The 20,148-nt window shown below is 35.5% G+C and carries 20 protein-coding genes; all 20 read right to left on the bottom strand.

All coding sequences use genetic code 11. The features are described from left to right. Positions 1-477: 477 nt before the first annotated feature. Positions 478-5,712 (bottom strand): hypothetical protein, encoded by a 5,235-nt coding sequence (locus ACWV26_RS03245; RefSeq protein ID WP_455896944.1) that lies wholly within the window; start codon positions 5,710-5,712, stop codon positions 478-480. A gap of 211 nt (positions 5,713-5,923) precedes the next feature. After that, the gene (locus tag ACWV26_RS03240) at positions 5,924-6,304 is read right to left on the bottom strand and encodes a PilZ domain-containing protein (RefSeq protein ID WP_455896943.1); all 381 of its coding nucleotides are present in this window, start codon (positions 6,302-6,304) and stop codon (positions 5,924-5,926) included. A gap of 139 nt (positions 6,305-6,443) precedes the next feature. After that, positions 6,444-6,794 (bottom strand): flagellar protein FliT, encoded by a 351-nt coding sequence (locus ACWV26_RS03235; protein ID WP_455896942.1) that lies wholly within the window; start codon positions 6,792-6,794, stop codon positions 6,444-6,446. Continuing rightward, on the bottom strand, positions 6,794-7,192 hold the full coding sequence (gene fliS / locus ACWV26_RS03230; protein WP_455896941.1) for a flagellar export chaperone FliS: 399 nt from the start codon (positions 7,190-7,192) through the stop codon (positions 6,794-6,796). The genes ACWV26_RS03235 and fliS overlap by 1 nt, the downstream gene beginning before the upstream one ends. Positions 7,193-7,218: 26 nt before the next feature. Next, positions 7,219-8,730, bottom strand: a complete 1,512-nt coding sequence (locus tag ACWV26_RS03225) for a flagellar hook-associated protein 2 (protein WP_455896940.1) — start codon at positions 8,728-8,730, stop codon at positions 7,219-7,221. A gap of 12 nt (positions 8,731-8,742) precedes the next feature. Further along, positions 8,743-9,093 carry a flagellar protein FlaG gene (locus ACWV26_RS03220; protein ID WP_455896939.1) on the bottom strand — a complete coding sequence of 117 codons (351 nt, stop codon included), beginning with the start codon at positions 9,091-9,093 and terminating at the stop codon, positions 8,743-8,745. Between the two features lie 372 nt (positions 9,094-9,465). Then, positions 9,466-9,642: a hypothetical protein gene (locus tag ACWV26_RS03215; protein WP_455896938.1), complete on the bottom strand. Its 177-nt coding sequence runs from the start codon at positions 9,640-9,642 to the stop codon at positions 9,466-9,468. 66 nt (positions 9,643-9,708) lie between these two features. Beyond that, complete coding sequence (locus ACWV26_RS03210; protein ID WP_455896937.1) at positions 9,709-10,542, bottom strand: flagellin N-terminal helical domain-containing protein; 834 nt, start codon at positions 10,540-10,542, stop codon at positions 9,709-9,711. A gap of 150 nt (positions 10,543-10,692) precedes the next feature. Continuing rightward, the gene (csrA, locus tag ACWV26_RS03205; RefSeq protein WP_455896936.1) at positions 10,693-10,905 is read right to left on the bottom strand and encodes a carbon storage regulator CsrA; all 213 of its coding nucleotides are present in this window, start codon (positions 10,903-10,905) and stop codon (positions 10,693-10,695) included. 4 nt (positions 10,906-10,909) lie between these two features. Further along, on the bottom strand, positions 10,910-11,347 hold the full coding sequence (gene fliW / locus ACWV26_RS03200; protein ID WP_455896935.1) for a flagellar assembly protein FliW: 438 nt from the start codon (positions 11,345-11,347) through the stop codon (positions 10,910-10,912). A 14-nt stretch (positions 11,348-11,361) separates the two neighbouring features. Further along, on the bottom strand, positions 11,362-11,916 hold the full coding sequence (locus tag ACWV26_RS03195; protein WP_455896934.1) for a DUF6470 family protein: 555 nt from the start codon (positions 11,914-11,916) through the stop codon (positions 11,362-11,364). 57 nt (positions 11,917-11,973) lie between these two features. Continuing rightward, positions 11,974-12,852, bottom strand: a complete 879-nt coding sequence (gene flgL / locus ACWV26_RS03190) for a flagellar hook-associated protein FlgL (RefSeq protein WP_455896933.1) — start codon at positions 12,850-12,852, stop codon at positions 11,974-11,976. Between the two features lie 15 nt (positions 12,853-12,867). Next, the gene (flgK, locus tag ACWV26_RS03185; RefSeq protein ID WP_455896932.1) at positions 12,868-14,472 is read right to left on the bottom strand and encodes a flagellar hook-associated protein FlgK; all 1,605 of its coding nucleotides are present in this window, start codon (positions 14,470-14,472) and stop codon (positions 12,868-12,870) included. A 134-nt stretch (positions 14,473-14,606) separates the two neighbouring features. Beyond that, the gene (locus ACWV26_RS03180; protein ID WP_455896931.1) at positions 14,607-15,101 is read right to left on the bottom strand and encodes a flagellar protein FlgN; all 495 of its coding nucleotides are present in this window, start codon (positions 15,099-15,101) and stop codon (positions 14,607-14,609) included. A 15-nt stretch (positions 15,102-15,116) separates the two neighbouring features. Beyond that, complete coding sequence (gene flgM, locus ACWV26_RS03175) at positions 15,117-15,380, bottom strand: flagellar biosynthesis anti-sigma factor FlgM (protein ID WP_455896930.1); 264 nt, start codon at positions 15,378-15,380, stop codon at positions 15,117-15,119. Between the two features lie 180 nt (positions 15,381-15,560). After that, positions 15,561-15,977 (bottom strand): TIGR03826 family flagellar region protein, encoded by a 417-nt coding sequence (locus ACWV26_RS03170; protein ID WP_455896929.1) that lies wholly within the window; start codon positions 15,975-15,977, stop codon positions 15,561-15,563. A gap of 124 nt (positions 15,978-16,101) precedes the next feature. Next, a complete protein-coding gene (locus ACWV26_RS03165) occupies positions 16,102-16,713 on the bottom strand; it encodes a ComF family protein (RefSeq protein ID WP_455896928.1) in 612 nt (203 codons plus the stop codon). Then, positions 16,710-18,152, bottom strand: a complete 1,443-nt coding sequence (locus tag ACWV26_RS03160) for a DEAD/DEAH box helicase (protein ID WP_455896927.1) — start codon at positions 18,150-18,152, stop codon at positions 16,710-16,712. Before ACWV26_RS03160 ends, ACWV26_RS03165 begins: the two co-directional genes overlap by 4 nt. A gap of 170 nt (positions 18,153-18,322) precedes the next feature. Beyond that, positions 18,323-19,165, bottom strand: a complete 843-nt coding sequence (locus ACWV26_RS03155; protein ID WP_455896926.1) for a DegV family protein — start codon at positions 19,163-19,165, stop codon at positions 18,323-18,325. 147 nt (positions 19,166-19,312) lie between these two features. Further along, positions 19,313-20,014: a nuclear transport factor 2 family protein gene (locus tag ACWV26_RS03150; protein ID WP_455896925.1), complete on the bottom strand. Its 702-nt coding sequence runs from the start codon at positions 20,012-20,014 to the stop codon at positions 19,313-19,315. Positions 20,015-20,148: the final 134 nt, after the last annotated feature.

The raw sequence follows: 20,148 nt of genomic DNA, 5'->3' as shown, positions 1-20,148 counted from the left end.
TTATTAAAAATCCGTTTAACAAACATCCTTTCTATGAAAAAGTAGTTAGGCAGAGACCTTCTTTTAAATGTATGTTAAGATTTCTTAGTCTACTATTGGTATTTGTTAAGTTATTGTAAATTTTGGAAATGTAGTTAAGATGTTTAAAATATGATGATGTTTCACCTTATTGCGTGGAAACAAAGATAGCTGTTAGGACTTAAAATGTTGAATATGCAAATACAATTTGTAAAAACGCAAGTAAATCTTCTAAATATGCAAGTAAACTGGTTAATTTCTCTATCGAAATCATATCGTATAAAAAATTTTTCAAATGCCCAATTCTAATATCAATTCTTTTATGGAAATACCATAAAATTTTATTCAAGGTAATCATTATGGAGTTATTCGCCAATTGAATCTTTATTCAACCAAAAACTTCCCTCTCTATATTGAAGTGAGGGAAGTAAATATTAATATTTATCAGATTGATTCTATTTATAATTGATCGATGACATCATATATTGCACGGAAATATTGATAGCGTGTCAATATTGTTCGGTCAATTAATGGAGCTAATGTAATTTCTGCCCCATCAACAATTCTTGGTGTATTTAATAAATCGAATAGATTTTTTAATTCCACCATTTTATTAGTAATTAAAGTGTTACAAGCGGCATCCGTTTCAGGATTCGTAGTCGTATCCTTACATGTACCAATGATATTTCCACTTGCATCTTTTTGGATTTCAGAAGTCCATTGATCAACTTGTTGGACACCCTTTTCAAATGTAGATAAATCATCAATAGCTTTTTTTGTTTGAGATTTTGTTTCATAACCATCAAGTGTTGCAGCATTGAGTAGGTATACCCTTTGCTCTTTTGGCATTACCTCTAATGTTTTTTTAGCATCAATAATTCCATTTATATAGCTTGAAGTTTTAGGCTTAATAGCTGCAATCTTTTTATCTAATGCTTGTGCAGCTTTGATGTTGTTGGTTTCTTTTAATAATGCAAATTGTTGAGCAGTCAATGGTTTATCTGAAGTCACTGGAAGACTAGTCGAAACTGTATTTAAAACAATATCTTTTTGAATTGAACCAAGTTTGTTGTATAGCTGGATAGCATCAAGAATAACCGTGCCTACATCTCCTTCGCCGTTATTTTGATAATATCCAATAACAGGTGGTTTAGATGTAGTTGGATCGTCATCAAGATTATTATAATCCGGAAGAGTTATCCCACCTAGATTTGCTACTACCGTTACAATTGGTACATATTTGTTGTAAGTTTTTAATACGTTACTATCTACAAGCGATTTCGCTTTAGAACTCAAAAGATTATATTTATCTACTACATCTTTTACATTCGTATAGGTCATTGGATACTTATCAAGCAAATCATTTACGGCTTTTTCAAAATCGGAAGCTGCAGTATTAGGATTTGCATAAATGGCACTTTGTCTAGCTACTTCAATATTAGAAGTAACATATGTCTTAGCAGTTGAAGATAAGGCATCATAACTTTTAATGACACTTTTAAGATTTGTTAAATATTTATCATCACTTTTATCTAAGGCTTTGAAAGATTTATCCACTTTTTGAGCCGCTTTTATTTCTGTTTCATCTGCTAAATAGTAATAATTTGAATCGCTTTTTATTAGGTTTGCAACGATTGCTTTTGGATCTTTTGCTAGCTTTTTGTAAATTGCAATCGCCTTGAGCATGTTATCAATATTGGGATCACTATATGCTCCACTTGCCGGTAAAGTTTTTGTTAAGGCCTCAATATCCGCTATCGGTGCATACGCATTGTATTTTGATAAAACACCTTGATCAATAACAGCTAATTGGGCTTCGTTTAATTTATTATATTGATCAACAACACCGTCTACAACGTCACTAAGAGAACTATCATTTGACAATAAATTCACAGCTTTTACAAAAGTATCAACACCATTGATTAACTTGTCTATTTTGTTGTTTGGTGCTTGACCGTAGCCATCTTTAAAAGCTTTTAAATCTTTTTCATGAATAACATATAGTTGAACCGGTCTTCCAGCTTTATAAAACTTATAATACAGCACAATAGCATCTTGAATATATGTTTTGCTTGATGGTTTTAGAGCTTCATATTCTTTATCAATTTCTTGTGCCTTTAGGAAGTTTTTAATTTCTCCATCACTCATTGGGATAGATAGGTGAACATCCCCTTCTTCCGTATTAGGATTATTGTTACCACCATATCGATCTTTATAATATGTGTCTGTTAGTGACGATGGTGCTTTCTTCAAAATGGAAGTTTGCGGCGTATCTAATTGTTGGAAATAATCGATTGCTTTATAAATCAGTTTAATATCATTTGGATTTGTGATTTTAATAGGATTTCCGTCTTTTCTTCCAGAATCCGTAAATCCTTTTTTGGAAATTTCATAATAGTCACTAGGCTCACCATTTTTAGGATGACAACGACTTGGATCCTTAGTCGGAGCATTATTACAATAAAAATTATCTTTTACTTTGTCAAATTCCACATTTTCATCATTAAATAATTTCCCATATAGTACATAGATTGTTTTAGCAATATCTTGTATTTGTAAAATCAATGAATATTTACGGTACTCTTCCATTATATTCGGGTCGATCAACGTCGATAACGGAACATTATATTTAGCATTAATTTTATTATATTTCACATTATCATCATAATATTTTTCAAGACTACGAACAGTAATGATTGTTGGTGTAAAACCAGATTCACTAATATGCGACATTTGCCTTACTTTTGTTTCAAAATCTCTTGCAATTGTTAATTGTGGTTGATAGCGTGTGCCGATTTTATCAAGTTCTGCTTTATTCGCCACATATTTTTGTACAATCGCGGGTGCACGATCATACATTTTGTAATAGACATCAAGTATTTCTAATTCATATTTATCATCTGTTGGTTTCACTTTTTCATAAGCCTGATCAATAGCTACAGCTTCTTTAATATATTTCCCATCATATAAGAATGGGAATTTTGAACGGTCTGCATCATCTATAATCATTTTTGGATCAGGCTTTAGTGCGTTATAAGCAATTGTTGCTTGTTGAATATACTTCACATCAGTTGGCGTAACTGCTGGTGAATTCACATAAGACTCTTTAATCAGGCTAAGTAGTCTCACAACATTTGAGACTGGAGCATAATCATTGTATTTTTTCAGCACTGCTTTATCCACCAAGCTGCTAACTTTAGGACTTGTACTAATATTTGTAGTATAAAAATCAACTACTCCCTCTACATCGCTAGGGTTACTTTTTTTACTCAAAGCATTGACTTTATTTTCAAAAGTATTAGCTATATTTTGAGAAGGCGTAAAAGCTGACAAAAGGCTATTAATTTTAGAACTATTTACTACATATTTTTGAACACCAGCTGAGGCGTCATTAAACGTATCGTACACGTTTTTTGCATCTTTTGGATATGTGTTGCTTGACTTTTTCAATTTTAAATAAGAACTATCTATTTTTTGCGCTGCATTAATATTGGCACTATCCGCTACAAAATCACTGAGTGATGGATATTTAATATCCACAATTTGTTTTTGTGGTGTAGCGAGTTTTTTATATCCACTAATAGCAGATAGGATATTGGTGATGTCTTTTGCTTGATACGGCACTGAAGATGGCAATTTAGCACCTAAACTTAAAACATCTGGAACTTGAGCATAGTTGTTATAGGTTGTTAATGTTGTTCTATCAACAAGCGCTAACCAAGAAGGCTTGGATGAAATGGTTTTGTATTGATTCATTACTCCGTTTATTTTGGTTATCGCATCATTAGCAGTTGTACTATCTGTTGCACTTGGAATTGAATTAACAGCATTTGTGAAATTGTCGACAGCTGTTTTTGCTGCGCTATAACCTGAATCACTCGGAATTTTATTAATCGCAGTAGCATTTACCACAAAACGTTGTACTTCAGGAATTGCATTTATATAAGCGTCATGAGCTTTCAATAAATCTACAAAATAGCTAGGTTTCGCTTTATTTTTTAAAGCTGTGTCATAGCTTTTATCGATTGCTTGTGCACTAGAAATATTTTTAGCTTCTGGCAGATAGTCTTTCGCATTATTAGAAGCTGTTGCAAGAGTATTTTGCACAATCGATTTTTGATCTGCACCTAATTTATTATATTGAGTTAGTAAATTCGCTGCATTCGAAACAGCAGTTGAATTTAAAGACCCAGGTGTAGTTGGGAATGTTGGCAAGTTACCAAAGTTCTTAACCATATCAGGTATTGGTGCAAATTTGTTATAAGTTGTAAGCGTGGTCTTACCTACCAAATCAATTGGTGCTAATGATGGGTAATTGCCAGATACGGAATTATCAGCAGGGCTCTTCGCTTGAATACTTTTATACTTTGTTACAACAGTTTGAACATCATTATTCGTTGAAGCGCTTGTTAATCCATCTACAGCGTTAGTAAAGCTATCTTTTGCTGAAATTTGTGTAGCATAAGCTGTCCCAATGTCACTAATTTTACTAGCTTGAGGTACAAATTCACTTACTTTAAATGTAGTAACATTATTATCTTTATTTGTATAATCGATTGATTTACCCTTTACTGCATTATAATCATTCAACACAGCGACTAAATCCTGAGCATAGGTTTTACTAGAAGGCTTTACCGCTACATACTTCTTTTGAATGTCAGCTGCATCTTTTACTACATCTTCTAAAGCTAAATATCGATCAAGTTTTTGTAAACTTGTTTCTCCATTCGAATCAGTCGTAGTTTTGTCAACCAAATCCCTCAATAATACTTGTTGCGCACCAGATAATTTTTTGTAAGCATTAATGGTATTTAAAATGTTTGTTCCATCTGGAGTACCTACAGTAGTACTTGGAGCTACAGACATCAACATTAATTTTTGTGTGCCTACGACATCTGTATAGTAACTAAGCTTTTTTAGAGTTGTGCTTGGGACAGCTGCTTTTGTTATCGTGTTTAAGCTATCATATTGTTTTTCTAGAGCTACAGATTTCGTTGCAAAATTGGTCTTGCTTAATGTAGAGACACTCTTGTTAAATGAATCTACTTTTTTTAGGTATGGTTGTATGTTTGTCCAATGTTTTTTGAGCGTCGAATAGTTCGTAACTTTCTTTTTATCCGTTTTAGATAGTTTGTTATAGGCACTCATTGCTGATTTTGTTTTTGCTATGTAATCGGATTTTTTCGAATTGATTGCTTTAATCTGTGCAATCACTAAATTTGCCTTTCGATTATCATAATAGTTTAACTTTGTAACAGTTGTTTTTGGAACTGCTGCTTTCGTAATTCTGTTTAGACTGTCGTATTGTTTTTTTAATGATGCAATTTTCGTTGCATAGTTTTTCGTGTTTAAGGTAGCAACTTTTTTGGTAAGGTTATTAATCTTCTTTAAAGATGGCTGAATTTTACTCCAATGCTTTTTGAGGATGGCATAGTTAGAAACCATCTTTTTATCTTTACTGGATAGCTTTTTATAAGCACTTTCAGCTGATTTGGTATTTGCAATATAGTTGGTCTTTTTAGGGTTAATTGCTTTTATTTTTGCAATGACTGACTTTGCTTTTGCACTAACTTTTTTAGATGAAGTCTTTGAAGCTGTTTTGGCATGCGCCAGCTCTGGGTTCGCTGCTGTTATAAGTGTCGGCGCAATTAACATAGCGGCTAATCCCATTGAAACGAATGATTTTATACGCACTAGAATCCTCCCTTTTCAAGAACTATTATTTTAACAATCTTTTTCTTTTTTGATTATTGAATATAAACTTATAATTTTAATATCGGTTTTAGCTAAAAAATTTTAAGAGTATTAGGTGATTTGCAATTTATCTTACTTAAAAGAAACTTAACAAACACAAAAAATCCTCGCATAAGAATCTTCTATCTTATACGAGAATCTGTAAATAATCCTATTTACTTTTTTCAAACACTTCTTGATGGCGACGTAGTTTTAATTCGGATATAATCAATGCTTTTGTCATTTCATCTGTATCCAATTCGACTCCGTAGAGATACTCCTCAGCGTTTTTGATACGCTTCCATTTTATTTCACCTTGTATGGAAAAGGGCTTCGCATATAATACAAAGTTCAATTCAATTTGGATTAAATGGGCTGTCTGTAAATTTTCTGTCATAACAATTTTTGCACCGCTTGGACTAATCTCAATCATTTGGCAATCTTTTAAATTCGAAAGCTGACCGCTATCAGCTTCTTCTACTATCAATTTATATTGAACATCTACTGCTCGCTCTAATTCAAGACGAAAAGACTCTTTACGATTATATATCATAGAACACGTCACCTTCTTTTTTGATAGTACTTATTATATAGACTTTGTTAATTGGAGGAAATAAAATATCGAAAAAGACTTAAGAAAAAAACTGATGAAAACATGATACTTTCATCAGCAAATTAATAGTAGAAAAAATTTATTTTCGTCCATCAAAATAAGTCCCGTCCATTACGCGAACACTGGCATATGGATCTACATAGCGACGCTCAGTCTTTTTCGACTTTTGTAAGTTTTTCATATCTTGGGCAATCTCAGACTTTAAGGATTCTAATTGTTTACGAATACCAGAATCCAATTCGCACAATTGTTTCTCAAAAGGTAAAGGGTTCACTTCAAGTTGTTGCAACTGTTCAATAATCGCACCACGGTTGTCCAAATAGTCATCAACTTTCTTGATATACTCATCGCGATCTTTTTCTGATGGTAATTTTGTCAAAAGCTTATAAAGTTGTGCCGAAACTTGCAGTAATTCTTGGAGTAACTCCATTACAGCTGATTCCCTGCAAATTGTTTTTGACGATTGATTTTGATGACTTCTTTCCAAGTATCACGGAATTCTGTTACGAGTTCTTCTACCTCATCAATAATAGTTATATCATTTTTGATATTTGCTTCAATAAGGCGACGGTTCATATAGTCATACAAAGCCATCATGTCTTTTGATACAGTAACGTCCATATTTAAAGTAGACATCAATTCTTTAATGATATTTTGAGCTTTTAAGAGATTAGTATTTTTCATCTCGATATTTTTGGCTTCAATGGCTTTTTTACTTTGATGTAAAAATTTAAGGCAACCATTGTAAAGCATTAATGTCAATTCTCCAGGAGACGCGGTCGTCACACTGTTTTGTTTGTAAGCATTATAGGCTTGTTGTGCTTGCAAAATGGAACAACTCCTTTAAATATAATCTAGCCTTGTGAGAAGTAAGAAGCTTGTGAATTGGCTTTTTGAATAGCATCTTCCATAGCGGAAAACTGTTTAAAATAACGATTTTCAATATCCTTCAAACGATCTTTCCAATCACTAATTTTACCATTTATATCTACTAATTGTTTACCTAGTGTATACGTATTATCAACAGAAGATGCTTTACCTGCTCTTGCTTCAATTGTTTTAACCGTATCTTGCGCAATTGTTCGCATTTGAGCGACAACGCCTGTTTTTGATTGAGTAAAGAGTTTCATCACACTATCCGGATCGCTGTTTAAAGCCTCGCGAAGTTTTGTCTCATCGATTTGTAGTTTACCACCATCTGTATAGGAACTAGTTGTTGTCACGCCAATTGTGTAGAGCGCATTATATTTTCCATCTACGCCATCAACAGTTTTATACAGTGTACCACGAAGATTAGATAGTGCATTTCGAACAATTGAATCACTGCGAAGCGAACCAGATTTCGCTTTTTCTTCCCATTTCGTAATCTGATCTTCAGACATTTGCGATTTTTGCGCATCAGTTAACGGTGGATAATCTTTGTATTTTGCTTCGTTTACTTTATCGTTTAGAGATGTGATTAAGTCGTTGTATGTTTTGATAAAATCTTTGATTTTATCTACCATGGCATCTACGTTTGTAGAAGATGAGATGGTAATTGGAGAAGCAGTTGCATCAAGTTGATTTTTCAATGTCACGCTATAGCCAGAAATGGTAAATGTGTTTGAAGTACTTTCCATGTCTAAACCATTGACTGTATATTTGGCATTCTGTCCATTAGCAATTTCACCTGAGGAATCTGTCAAAAAACCCATTTTCTGAAAAACTCCGCTTGTACTATTCGTATCAGATTTTACAGCAATAGCACCTCCTGCAATTGAGCCAGTAGCATTTGCAGTTAAAGACATATTGCCATTAGCTTCTAGTGCTGTAATACCCGCTCCGGAATTATTAAGATTTTTCATAAATGTATCAAGCGTATCATTTGCTTTATAGTCAATTGTTGTTTCTTTTATTGAACCATCACTTTGTATAACGTTTAATGTGACACTACCATCATTTGTTATTCCCAAATCTTTTAATGTAGATAAGTTAGAAGTATATCCAGTAAGAGTAGAAGTAATAGATGCTACAGTTGCTAATTGGCTAACACTCTGTATATTAAGTGTCCCTGATGCATTTGATGATGCAGTCACTGATACCTTATTGATATCTGAAACACTGACAGTCTTTGATGAGAAATTACCCTGCAACGCATATTGATCAAACAAAGTTGTACTAAACGTCGATAATTTCGTGTTCACATCACGATAAGCATCACGTTGCCATTCATATTGTTGTTTTTGTTGTTGCAATTTCTCCATTGGGGCACTTTCTGCCTTCATTAACTTTTCAACCATTGATTCTGTATCAATACCTGATGCTAAACCTGTGATCCGATTATTTGCTGTTTGCATATATGAATAATTGGAAGAAACGCTTGCCATTAAAACTCCTCCTTAAATCTTTTCATCTACGATATTACCAATAATTTTTTGCATTTCATAATAAGCATCTAATAACTCTTTTGAAGGTATTTCTCGAACAACCTCTTCCGTTTTGGAGTTAACCACTTCTACATAGTATTCTTTTAATCCTTCGTGATAAATAAATTTCAAATTATTATTATGCACTTCCATAAACTCGTTTAGCTTGTCTACGGTCTTTTGAAATATTGCTTTTGAAAATTGATTCTGTTCTTCTTTTTGCATGATTTTTGTATTTGTTTCTGTCTTTACAGGAGCGTTTTTCTGCGTTGTTGCTCCATTATTCGACGCTTCAATCGGCGGTATTTGTGAAGAAATTCGCATGTATGGTTTCCTCCAATTATAATTAGCGTTTGACTTTACTTTATCTTTTGTATCGGAAAGATTGTGGAGATTTTCAGTCGTTAATTAGAAAAATAAATATATGTATATTTTGCTATTTTATGAAGTAGTGTTAATATATCTCAAGTTAAGGATTGTAAAGCATATCATTCTTGTACCAAGTACCTGATGACTTCTGTTGAAGTTTCTAATTTTCCTATTTGCCGAACATCACGGATCTTACTCAATACCTTCAATTTTCCCATCCATCAAAATTGAAAAGGGACTTTCCTCCGTAGATAAAAGCCCTGTGTACAAATATGACAATGTTATGATATATAGTTGAGTTGATTTATTGTAAATGGGTTAATCTAATTAGTTAAAAAACAATATTTCTATTTCATCATATAATAAAACTAAATTTCCATCATCTTGTTTTGTGTTATAAGCGTCACCGTCACCTTCAATTATAGGCATCTGTTGGTTAACACGTGCATGATGATAATTTATATGTATTATTTTAACCCTATCACCTTTTGAAAATACCATCAAACTGATACCTCACAAAATAGAAAGAAGACCCTAGTAAAATTAGAGTCCCCTTCTTGTAATCTAAAATTAACGTAATAATTGAAGAACACCTTGTGGCTGTTGGTTAGCTTGAGCCAGCATAGCTTGAGCTGCTTGAGCAAGGATAGAGTTCTTAGTTTGATTCATCATTTCTTTCGCCATGTCTACGTCACGTACGCGAGATTCAGCAGCTGTTAGGTTTTCAGAAGATGTGTTTAAGTTATTGATTGTGTGCTCTAAACGGTTTTGAGTAGCACCAAGATAACTTCTCCCTGATGAAACTGAAGCAATTTGTGTATCCAATGTTGTTAAAGCAGTATCAGCACCAGTTTGAGTTGAAATATCTGCTGCTGCTAGAGCAGTATTAACTGCAGTTAAATCTACCCCAGCAGTACTTAAATCAAGATCCATAGATTGAGTTGCATTTGCACCTACTTGAATTTTAAGTACTCCAGCAGTACCAGCTGATTTATCCAACAATTTCATTGTATTGAACTCAGTTTGACCTGATATTCTAGAAACTTCTGATGTTAACTGAGTAAATTCATCCTTTAAAGCAGTTCTATCTGCAGCAACGTTTGTGTCAGAAGCTGATTGTACTGCAAGTTCACGTTGTCTTTGAAGAATTGAATGTACTTCGTTTAAAGCACCTTCAGCTGTTTGAATTAGAGAGATACCATCTTGTGAGTTTTTAGAAGCCATGTCTAAACCACGAATTTGTCCACGCATTTTCTCTGATATTGCTAGACCTGCAGCATCATCTCCAGCACGGTTAATTCGAAGACCTGAAGATAATTTCTCCATTGATTTAGATTGTGCTTCAGAAGCATTGTTCAATTGACGATGTGTGTTAAGAGCCGCAATATTGTGATTGATAATCATATTTAGTTCCTCCTTGGATTATATAGTTCACGTCCTTGTGAACCTTGGTATGTACCAAGGGAATCGAGCCGCCGGCCGGACCCCGTTTTCCCTGTTACAATCTTAATATCGGAGAATTAGTAGATTGTTTAATAGTTTAGAGAGATTTTTTTATATTTCAGGTTTAAAAATGTCAAAATTCTTAAGTAATGCTTCTGCGTTTGATTCTGAAATTTCTATTCTTAATTCCCCTCGAATAACGTCAATATTTCTCGGAGCTTTGATGCCAAGCTTGATTTGGTCGCCTTTGATTTCTGTGATGATTATTTCTACGTTTTCGCCAATCCAGATGGTTTCTCCTACTTTACGTGATAATACTAACATCTCATCACTCCTTCACACTTTCTGTTGAAATAAGGTGACGGATTTCATATTCATCGTTGTTTAAGATAACCTGTTTTGCTTTGTTATTAGTTGTGTTCCAAACGATTGGTGCTTTTAAATTGATAGTAGATTGTTCGATTGTTTCTTTTAAAGATACGATAGTAAGAACTGCAACTTCTGTAGTTTTTTCAATTTGCAAAGCATGTACAATTGCTTCGTCTATTTCAAAATTATAATTTATTGTTATTTCATAAGGATTCGTAACAATAAATGCCAGTTGTTCTGTTTGGATTGATTGCAACACATGGAATGCATCATTATTTTCAATCGGTAACAAGCCAAATTGCTTTTCGTTTTCAAACCCTGGAATCCCATGTTCAAATTGTAGAATTTGAGATTGTTCAATTTCTACTTCTCCAAGATAAGCAGTTTTGATTTTCATAAGATATTTGCCCCTTAAACTAGCCAATCAATTTTAAGAGAAGGATACTGTAACATTTCCGCTGTTACTTTTCCTGGTGTATATTGATGGATTGGCTTATTGATTTTAGTGTTATTTATAACTTTTTGTGGTTGTGCTTGGATGTCCACTTTGCCTGGTTCAAATGATAGTTTGACACTGCCATATGATGGGATGAATTTGATTCCTATTTCCGAGTAAGGTTGATACCCCCACTCCGTAGCTTGAGATGCGACGGGAGTGCCGCCGTTTTCAATTCGCATTAGTTCATCACCTTGTTCAGCTCTTCTTCCGATGCCATTTAATGCTTGTTGTTTACTGTAGCTTGCAACTTCTGCTGTTCTTCTGATGCTACTCATTAAATCTACATCAGCTCGTGCTTCCGTTGTGTCAATGTTAAGCTGAGGCTTTCTTGTAGACATGGCTAAAATTGCCGCCGGTTGCTGAATGTCTAATTGCGCTGGTGGCTGTTCGATTTCTTGAACAGGTCTTTGAATGTTTAATCCTAGTCTTGCAGGTGTTGACTCTAGTTGAAGTTTTGGCATGTCCATATGATTCACCTCTTTTAAAGAAAGCGCTTGGACTTTATAATCCAAACGCTTTTTACATTATCTTAAAAAGTCTGCTAATGATGGTTGAATGATTTTAGAACCTACTGAAAGTGCTGCTCGGTGGATGGATTCTTGTGTAATCATATTGGTGATTGCTTGGTCGTAGTCAACATCTTCATTGTCAGACATTTGCTTTGTTGCAATGATTTCTTGTGATGAAAGACGGTCATCCATTAGTTCTACACGGTTTTGGCGAGCACCGATATCTGAACGTGTTGTCAATAATTTATTCATATTATCATTTAAATCTGATAGCATGTTTGAAAACTCTCCGGATGTTGTAGCACTATCTAAGTCCGCAAACATTTGATCAATACTTTGGAATGTTTGAATTGGTGTGGTGTTTGCCTGCAATGTAATACCATCATATACTTCGATTTCAACAGGTTTTTCTAGTGCTGTATCAGTTGTTGGATTCAGGTATTTTCCTGTAGCTTTATCAAATGGTGCAGTTGATGTTTTCGTTCCGCTGAAAATATATTTTTCACCGATTTTTGTGTTGGCTAAGTCTTGGACATGTTGTCTTAGTTGGTTTACTTCGGCTTTAATTTTTTCACGGTCATCGGCTGTTGTTGTATCATTTGAAGCTTCTATAAGTAATTCATTGGTACGTTGTAATGCTGAATTCACTTTATCCAATGTGTTATCGGATGTATCTAACCAGTTATTGACTTCCCCAATATTGCGTTGGTATTGGGTAACTTTATCTAATGCTGTTCGATAGCCAATTCCTTTCATGACTACTACAGGGTCATCGGATGGGCGGTTTACTTTTTTGCCGGATTCTACTTGGCTTTGTAGTTGACCCATTTTGTTGTAGCTGTTGGATAAGTTACGCAGCATATTATTGGATAGCATAGATTGGGTTACGCGCATTGTTTGTACCTCCTATTAAAGTCCTACACGGCCCATGCCGTTGATGATTTTATCTAGTGTTTCGTCGATTGCTGTAATCATACGAGCCGATGCGTTGTATGCTTTTTGGTATGAAATCATATTGGTCATTTCTTCATCTAGAGACACAGAGCTTACGGATGCTCGGCGTTCTGTTACGGACTGCAGTAATGTTTCTGAGTTATATTGTAGACGAGATGCTTGTTGACCATCGACACCTAGTTGGCCGATTAAACCTTCAAAATAAGTTTGTGTACTTACGCCACCTAAACCTGGCAGACCTGTAAATTTCATATTCGCTAATTGTAATGCAAGGTTGCCGTTCCCTGGTTCTGGTGTGCCAACTGTAGTCGAATCGGATGCTGCGATTGTACTTGGTTCATCGATAATTGTTTGCGCAACGCTAATATTAGCTGCAGTGATATCTGTATCGGTCGCATTATCTTTTACAAAGAACTCTAGTCCAAGATTTCCTTTTAAATCAGTTCCACTTGTATGCAGTCTATTGAACTCTGTGGCAAAGGCTTTCGCCATTTTGTTTAAATTTGCAAGCATATCTGGTAATACACCTTTTAAGGCACCAGTTGCCGTTCCATCTGCAGAATAGCCGTAAGAATTAATTAATGATTTTAATTTCCCAACATCGGTGAAATTCGTTGCATTTTGAATTTCTTGCGTACCTTCTGTTGTCCAATCTTTGTTTAAAAATACTTCTGTACCATCTTGGGCTTTTTCTGATTTCACTAAATATAGACCTGTAACTGTACTTGTTGGTGTTACTCCATCTGTTGCTCCTGCTGTTCGAAGCTGTGCAAAGTTTTGGCCATCTACAAGTTTCAACTTACTGCCATCCGCTAATTTGATTGAAACAGTAACTGCACCTTCTGCTTGTGCAACAGCATTACCACCTGAATTTGTGTATTTCAAATCAAGCGGCAAGTATGTAGAAAGTTGGTCGAGTAATGTATCACGTGCATCATATAAATCATTAGGTAGATAGCCGTTTGGTTCGATATCTTTGATTTGTTTATTTAGATTCGCAATTTGCTCTACAACGGAGTTGATGTCTTTCAATGAGATGCCGATTTCATTTCCTGTATTCTCTTGAACTTGAGAAATAGAATTGGCCATATAGTTGAAAGAATCGGCTACTGCTACCCCGCGTTGTGCAACGACTGCACGGGCACCGCCATCTTCTGGATTGACGTTTAAATCTTGTAGTGAATTCCAGAATTCATTTAATGTTTGGGCAAGACCGTAATCAGAAGGTTCATTTAAGATATCTTCTACTTGTGTGATGACTTCAGATTTTGATTGCCAATAGCCTAATTTATTTGTTTCTTGGCGGAATTGGTTATCAATAAATTTATCTCGAACTCGTTCAACAGAGCCTGCTTCAACGCCTGTACCAAGGAAACCAGGCATTTTAGGCGCATTTGTACCCATTCCAGGAAAGCCTTGAGTTGGTTGTAAATTTACTCGTTGGCGCGAATAGCCTTCTGTATTGGCGTTTGAAATATTGTGCCCAACTGTGTATAGTGCCGATTGTTGTGCGGATAGGCCTCGTTTACTTGTTTCTAGGCCCATGAAAGTGGAGCTCATTGTATTCCCTCCTATGTAAAATCGCTATGTGCAGTTTATTTCATATTTTCGATAATATCTATGTATTTAATCGGATGAAATGTTTGTTTTTGAAGATTTAATTAACAAATAAAGCACCTTTCTTCAAAGGTGCTTTAAATTTGTGAGTCAAAATGTGTTTTTGGCATGCCTTGACCACGCACTGCCGATTTTGAATAGTTAATCTGATTAGGCTGTGGGCGAAGCAATTCTAGTGACATATTGACGAATTGTAAGGATTGGAAAATTAATTTTTGGTTTAAATCGTTTTGCTGTTTTAATTCATCGATGTTAAGCATTAATCTCTTACTGATTGCGTCTAATTTTGCTTTTTCTTTCGGTTCATCAGCTACCCTCAAAACATCGGCAACAGTAGCTTGGCCAGATGGAGCAATCCCTTTTGCTCCCAGGTAATCCGTTACCGTTTTTTGGCGTTGTTGCTCAAGTTGTGAAATGGCCGCTATATGTGTTTGCTCGTCCTTGAGCATTTGATCAAGTCCATCCATGTCCCCAACTTTTATCAGCTCTGTTTTTTGATATGCTAGATTGAGTAGGCTCTTATGCATTTTTTCGAGTTTCTCCATAATGGATAGTAGTGGATTAATGGACATTTCTCATACTCCTTTTTAACCGCGGTAATATTTCAATATATCTTTTACTAGTTTTTGTGGATCAACTTGATAATTACCTGAATCAACTTGTTCCTTTAGTTTTTGAACACGTTCAGCTCTTTCGTCTGCATAGCTTTTCATTCCTTGAAGATCCTTCGCAGCAGATGAAATTTCAACTTGGTCGATAGCTTTCTTTGTGCTTTTCTTAATTTGGTCAGTTTTCATCGCTTGATTTTGATATGGGTTAATCTTATTGACACCATAGTTATTAATTTTCACGTTCATGACCACCTCTCATCGTTCTATTGTATACCTATTGTTTCGGATATTTTAACGTGATGTTAAGTAAAAACGAAGAAAAGCGAAAGACTTACTAGTGTCGTTACACAAGTATAGGGCTATTTTCCTTTCAAAAATAAAACTCCATACGAAATATCCACGTACGGAGTCATAGGTCTTTTATTTATTTCGACTATTCGATAAATAAGTAGTGCGCTCATTTTTCGCAACAGTCTCTCTGAATTCACGAGTTGCTTCGAACTTATTTAAATCCGTCTTCAATTCTTTTCTGCAATTCTCACAAAGTTTGCCGCTCGTTGTTAAACGACCACAATTATCGCATGGATAACCTAAATTCGGAAATAAAGCAGGCTGTAGTCTATTCTTTCTTACCCATTTATATAATAAATCCTCTTCAACACCTGTTACCTCTACTATTCTCTCAACAGTTGCTGCACGATTTTCTCTTTTACGTAAAAAACGATAAACTTCTTCGTATTGTTTTTCTTCTGCTTGCGCACATTTCGGACACACTTCACTAACTCTCGTGTAATTAAAGAATCCCCCACATTTCGGACAATTTCGTAACTCACCCAAATAAAAAACCTCCAAATCTATCTCGATCAATTGCTAATCCATATTACTTTTCGACTTATATCATAGCAATATAATAGTACTTTAGATAGTATATCGGTTAATAATTTGAGATTTTTTAGCTACCTCAACCTTGGATTAGCGTAAATGCTGTAACCTTTTGTGCTCCAGCATTCAGTAGTAGTGATTTTGCATGTTTTAAAGTGGTGCCTGTTGTTACAATATCGTCGACTAGTAGATAGTGTACTGCTTCAATTTGGGTATTTGATTTTAGTTGAAAAAGTTGCTCAGACTGCTCCCGCTCTATTTTTGATTTACTTGATTGCGTGGCGGTAGTAGTTTTCTCAAGTAAATGTTTATATGGAATATTTGCCGCATTCAACAACTCATCAATATGTGCAAATGTTCTTTCCTTCAATTTTTCAGAGTGCAGTGGAATGGGAACAATAGTTGCTTGCTGATCTTTTAAATAATCATAGATTTGTTCCCGAAACACTTCTGCAAGCACCACATCTTTGAAAAATTTATAGCGATGTAGGAAGTCTTTCATTGCTTCGTTATAGTGGTATAGCGATTTAATATCTTTATATTTTTGCTGATCAGGTGTGACCGCTTTAAATCTTTGAAAACATTTTTCGCACATAACAGGTTCAATTGTTTTTGTGAGTAGCGTGTGCCATGTGGGCTTTTTTTGTAAGGGTGTGCTGCATAGATAACAATGGTTTGTGGTTCGCATCATGTCAGCACCTCCATCTTGTTGAGCTTTAAGATTTCTTTACGCGCTGCATCCATTTCAAGCGTTATGCCATGGTGAAAGAATACTAAATCTCCCGTAGGACAATCAGCAGACCGACCTACTCGCCCTCCGATTTGTATGAGAGCACTTGAAGTGAAGATGCCACTTTCCGCACCAACAACAGCCACTTGTACTCTTGGAATCGTAATACCTCGTTCTAAAATCGTTGTCGTCAATAATCCCGGTACCTTATTTTCTCTAAGTTCAATTACTTTTTCCTTGCGGTCATGGTCTTCTGCATGCACGGCTTCAATTTCAGGATGTAGCTTTTGAAAAAGCTTTACTGCCCTTTCCATTAACTCAATAGTAGGAAAGAAGATTAAAAATGGCTCATTATTCGAGAGGCACATGTCTGTCCACTCTTTCAATTTTTCTGGAATCCTCCCTTTCTTTATTTGTCTTTTGTAATTAAAAAGTGAATCATATCGTGGAACAGGGAGTGGATGGCCATGATATCTTCTCGGGATAAACGAGTATCCTCCATTTAGCTTCTTCACTTTGTCGTTTAATTCTTCAGAAGGCGTTGCCGTGACGAATAAAATTGGTGCATCTGGTTTCTTTGCTTTCTGGACTGCTTCTTGCAGCGTTTCATCAAATGTATACGGAAATGCATCTGCCTCATCGACAATGACCACATCAAATGCATCTTCAAATCGATACAGCTGATGCGTTGTGGCAATAATGAGGGGCGAATAACGATTTTCAACAGTTGCCCCACCATGTAGTGCTTGTACAAAAGTAGTTGGAAAAACCTTTTGAATACGCGGAGTCAGCTCGAGAACAACATCTGTTCTTGGCGTTGCTACACAAACACGTTTATTTTGCTTGAGACATTCTGCAATAGCTGGGAATAAGATCTCCGTCTTCCCTGCTCCACAAACTGCATGGGTAAGATGCGATCGATTCATTTGTACACTCTCTATCAATTCTTCAGATGCTCGCATTTGTTGCGGAGTAAAAGTGCCATTCCATTGGAAAAGTTTTTTGCTTGACAGGTTTGATTTACGTTGTGGACCTACCCATTTCATCAAATCAGAACAGCTGCTCACCCTACCCATGTTGATACAATGGCGACAGTAAACACAGATTTGCTCGCATTTCGCACAATGAAAAGTTGCGAAAAATTCCTGATTCTGATTTCGACAACGATTGCAAATATATTTGGTATTTGAGAATAGTTTTTTAGTAGATTGGATTGATTGAATTCCAGATAGCGTTTGAATATAGCCCAGTTGGATATGGCGATCAATTGTTTCGGCTTTGAATGGGGAATGTTCGCGAAGCCATAAACGACCAGTTAAGAAATCTCGAAGTTGATAGTTGAATAGTTTGGTTGGGGAAGGGTTTTTTGCTGGTTGTGATTTACTTAGTTTGAAGTGCAATAGATTCCTCCAATTCTGGGGTTGGATTGAGTTTAGTTTACAAAATATGGTGGTGAATTGCAAGAAGAGTTGTTCGCAGACAGGAATAGTGCTGGATGGAGAAAATGGCCGCGGATTATTAAGATCATCATAAAAAGCCCATCAAGCAAGCTTGATGGGGTCCAACCAAATTATCTTTTATACCACGCCATCCCCAACGAACCTTCTCCTAAATGTGTACCAATTACAGGTCCAAAATAACTTAATTTAAAGTCAACAGATGGATATTTTTCTTGAAGTGTAGCAATCCACTCTTTTCCATCTTCTTCACAATTCCCGTGAATCACGACTGCTTGGATGTTTGGATGAGTAGCTACGTCTTCGCCAAGTAAGTCTTCCACTCGCTTTAGCGCTTTTTTGCGTGTGCGGATTTTTTCGAATGGGACGATTACTTTGTCTTGGAAATGCAGGATGGGTTTTATTTGTAATAAGCCACCGATTAATGCAGAGGCTGCAGATAGTCGTCCCCCGCGTTGCAGATGAGAGAGATCATCTACCATGAAATACGCGCGCATTGATTTTTTTATTTCATCGAGCTTTGCGATGATTTCTTTTGCGGTTGCACCTTCACTAGCCATTTTGCCGGCTTCTATCACATAGAAACCTTGAGCAGCACAGGCAATTTGGCTGTCGAAGCCAAAGACTTTGACTCCCTCGACCATTTCCCCTGCTTGGACAGCGCCTTGGTATGTACCACTGATACCGCTTGATAAGTGGATTGTGACTATTTCATCATAATCCTTTGCAAGCTGTTCAAATAAAGTAGCAAATGAGCCAATGGGTGGCTGAGACGTTTTCGGAAGCTCCTTTGCTTCGCGAACTTTATTATAAAAAGTAGTAACGTCAATATCGACGCCTTCTGCATACGTTTCTTGATCAAAAGTGACACTGAGCGGTACTACGTGAATGTTATATTGTTGTTTTTCAGCTTCGGACAAATAGGCTGTACTATCTGTTACTATTGCTGTCGTCATAAAAAATATTCACACTCCTAGCTTTAACATAATACTATAGTAACTTACTTTTCATATGAAATGAACTACCAGTATTGTAAAGTCTCTATTTCCTCCAACAAAAAAAGAATGCAAGGCATTCCCCTGCATTCTCTCATAAAAACAATCTTATTCTTTTGTACCCATTACATATACAGCTGAAATGCCCCACTTTCCATTTTCTTTCGTCATCACTGTGACTTGGTTTAGTGGTTGTGTAAATGAGTTGTTGTCTTGCTTTACTACTGTTTTGATATTGGCAAATACTTCTGCATAATCTTTTTTGTATTTTTTAATCGTAATATTTTTTGCTGTGCGTGTTACTTTGTATTCTTTGAAGGCTTGTTTGGTATAATCGATTTCTTCATCGTAATTAAAGCCTTTTGGATTTTTGGAGATTGTTTTTGCGTATCGGTCGATATCTTGGTCGTTAAATGCATCAATATATTCGTTAAATACACCTACAATTGCTTTCTTCTCATCTGATGGAATGGATTTTGCTTCGTCCACTTTCCCATCTGAATTTAGCTCAAAACCTATTTGATCATCTGCTTGTGAACTAGTAGATTTCGTTTCATCTTTACTAGTTGATTTTGTTTCTTCTTTAGTTGAACTTGAATTTGCTGTTGAATCTTCCGTAGGTGTACCAGCTTCTGGTTCAGCTTGTTTTGTATCTGTTATTCCATGGTTAATCGAGTTATTTTGTGAAGTATAATCCGTATCACTTGTAGAGCCAGATTGAGCATTTGTTTCTTTAGCACTGTTATTATTGCCACAAGCTGCGAGCATTAGCGCACAAATTGAGACAAGTGCTAGTTTTCTAAAAATCATTTTTAAACCCTCCTACATTCTCCTTAAGCATAGAATACCCAAAAATTCTATAATTCATAATTTCTGTAATCTTCAAAAAGATAAGACGCGGAAAATAAAAATATGTTTCGACATACTTAAGTTAGTATAACTAG

The organism is Rummeliibacillus sp. JY-2-4R (assembly GCF_053847205.1).
Note: the sequence above shows the minus strand (reverse complement) of the source record. Positions and strands in the feature narration are given on the sequence as shown.

Bases quoted from the DNA above. Each gene is read 5' to 3' on its own strand.
- fliW (WP_455896935.1), bottom strand. From the start codon at position 11,347: ATGAAAATCAAAACTGCTTATCTTGGAGAAGTAGAAATTGAACAATCT.
- ACWV26_RS03220 (WP_455896939.1), bottom strand. From the start codon at position 9,093: ATGCGAATTTCTTCACAAATACCGCCGATTGAAGCGTCGAATAATGGA.
- ACWV26_RS03195 (WP_455896934.1), bottom strand. From the start codon at position 11,916: ATGGACATGCCAAAACTTCAACTAGAGTCAACACCTGCAAGACTAGGA.
- ACWV26_RS03155 (WP_455896926.1), bottom strand. From the start codon at position 19,165: ATGACGACAGCAATAGTAACAGATAGTACAGCCTATTTGTCCGAAGCT.
- flgL (WP_455896933.1), bottom strand. From the start codon at position 12,852: ATGCGCGTAACCCAATCTATGCTATCCAATAATATGCTGCGTAACTTA.
- ACWV26_RS03150 (WP_455896925.1), bottom strand. From the start codon at position 20,014: ATGATTTTTAGAAAACTAGCACTTGTCTCAATTTGTGCGCTAATGCTC.
- ACWV26_RS03235 (WP_455896942.1), bottom strand. From the start codon at position 6,794: ATGGAGTTACTCCAAGAATTACTGCAAGTTTCGGCACAACTTTATAAG.
- ACWV26_RS03225 (WP_455896940.1), bottom strand. From the start codon at position 8,730: ATGGCAAGCGTTTCTTCCAATTATTCATATATGCAAACAGCAAATAAT.
- ACWV26_RS03165 (WP_455896928.1), bottom strand. From the start codon at position 16,713: ATGATGCGAACCACAAACCATTGTTATCTATGCAGCACACCCTTACAA.
- ACWV26_RS03240 (WP_455896943.1), bottom strand. From the start codon at position 6,304: ATGATATATAATCGTAAAGAGTCTTTTCGTCTTGAATTAGAGCGAGCA.
- ACWV26_RS03180 (WP_455896931.1), bottom strand. From the start codon at position 15,101: ATGTCCATTAATCCACTACTATCCATTATGGAGAAACTCGAAAAAATG.
- flgK (WP_455896932.1), bottom strand. From the start codon at position 14,472: ATGAGCTCCACTTTCATGGGCCTAGAAACAAGTAAACGAGGCCTATCC.
- csrA (WP_455896936.1), bottom strand. From the start codon at position 10,905: ATGTTAGTATTATCACGTAAAGTAGGAGAAACCATCTGGATTGGCGAA.
- ACWV26_RS03210 (WP_455896937.1), bottom strand. From the start codon at position 10,542: ATGATTATCAATCACAATATTGCGGCTCTTAACACACATCGTCAATTG.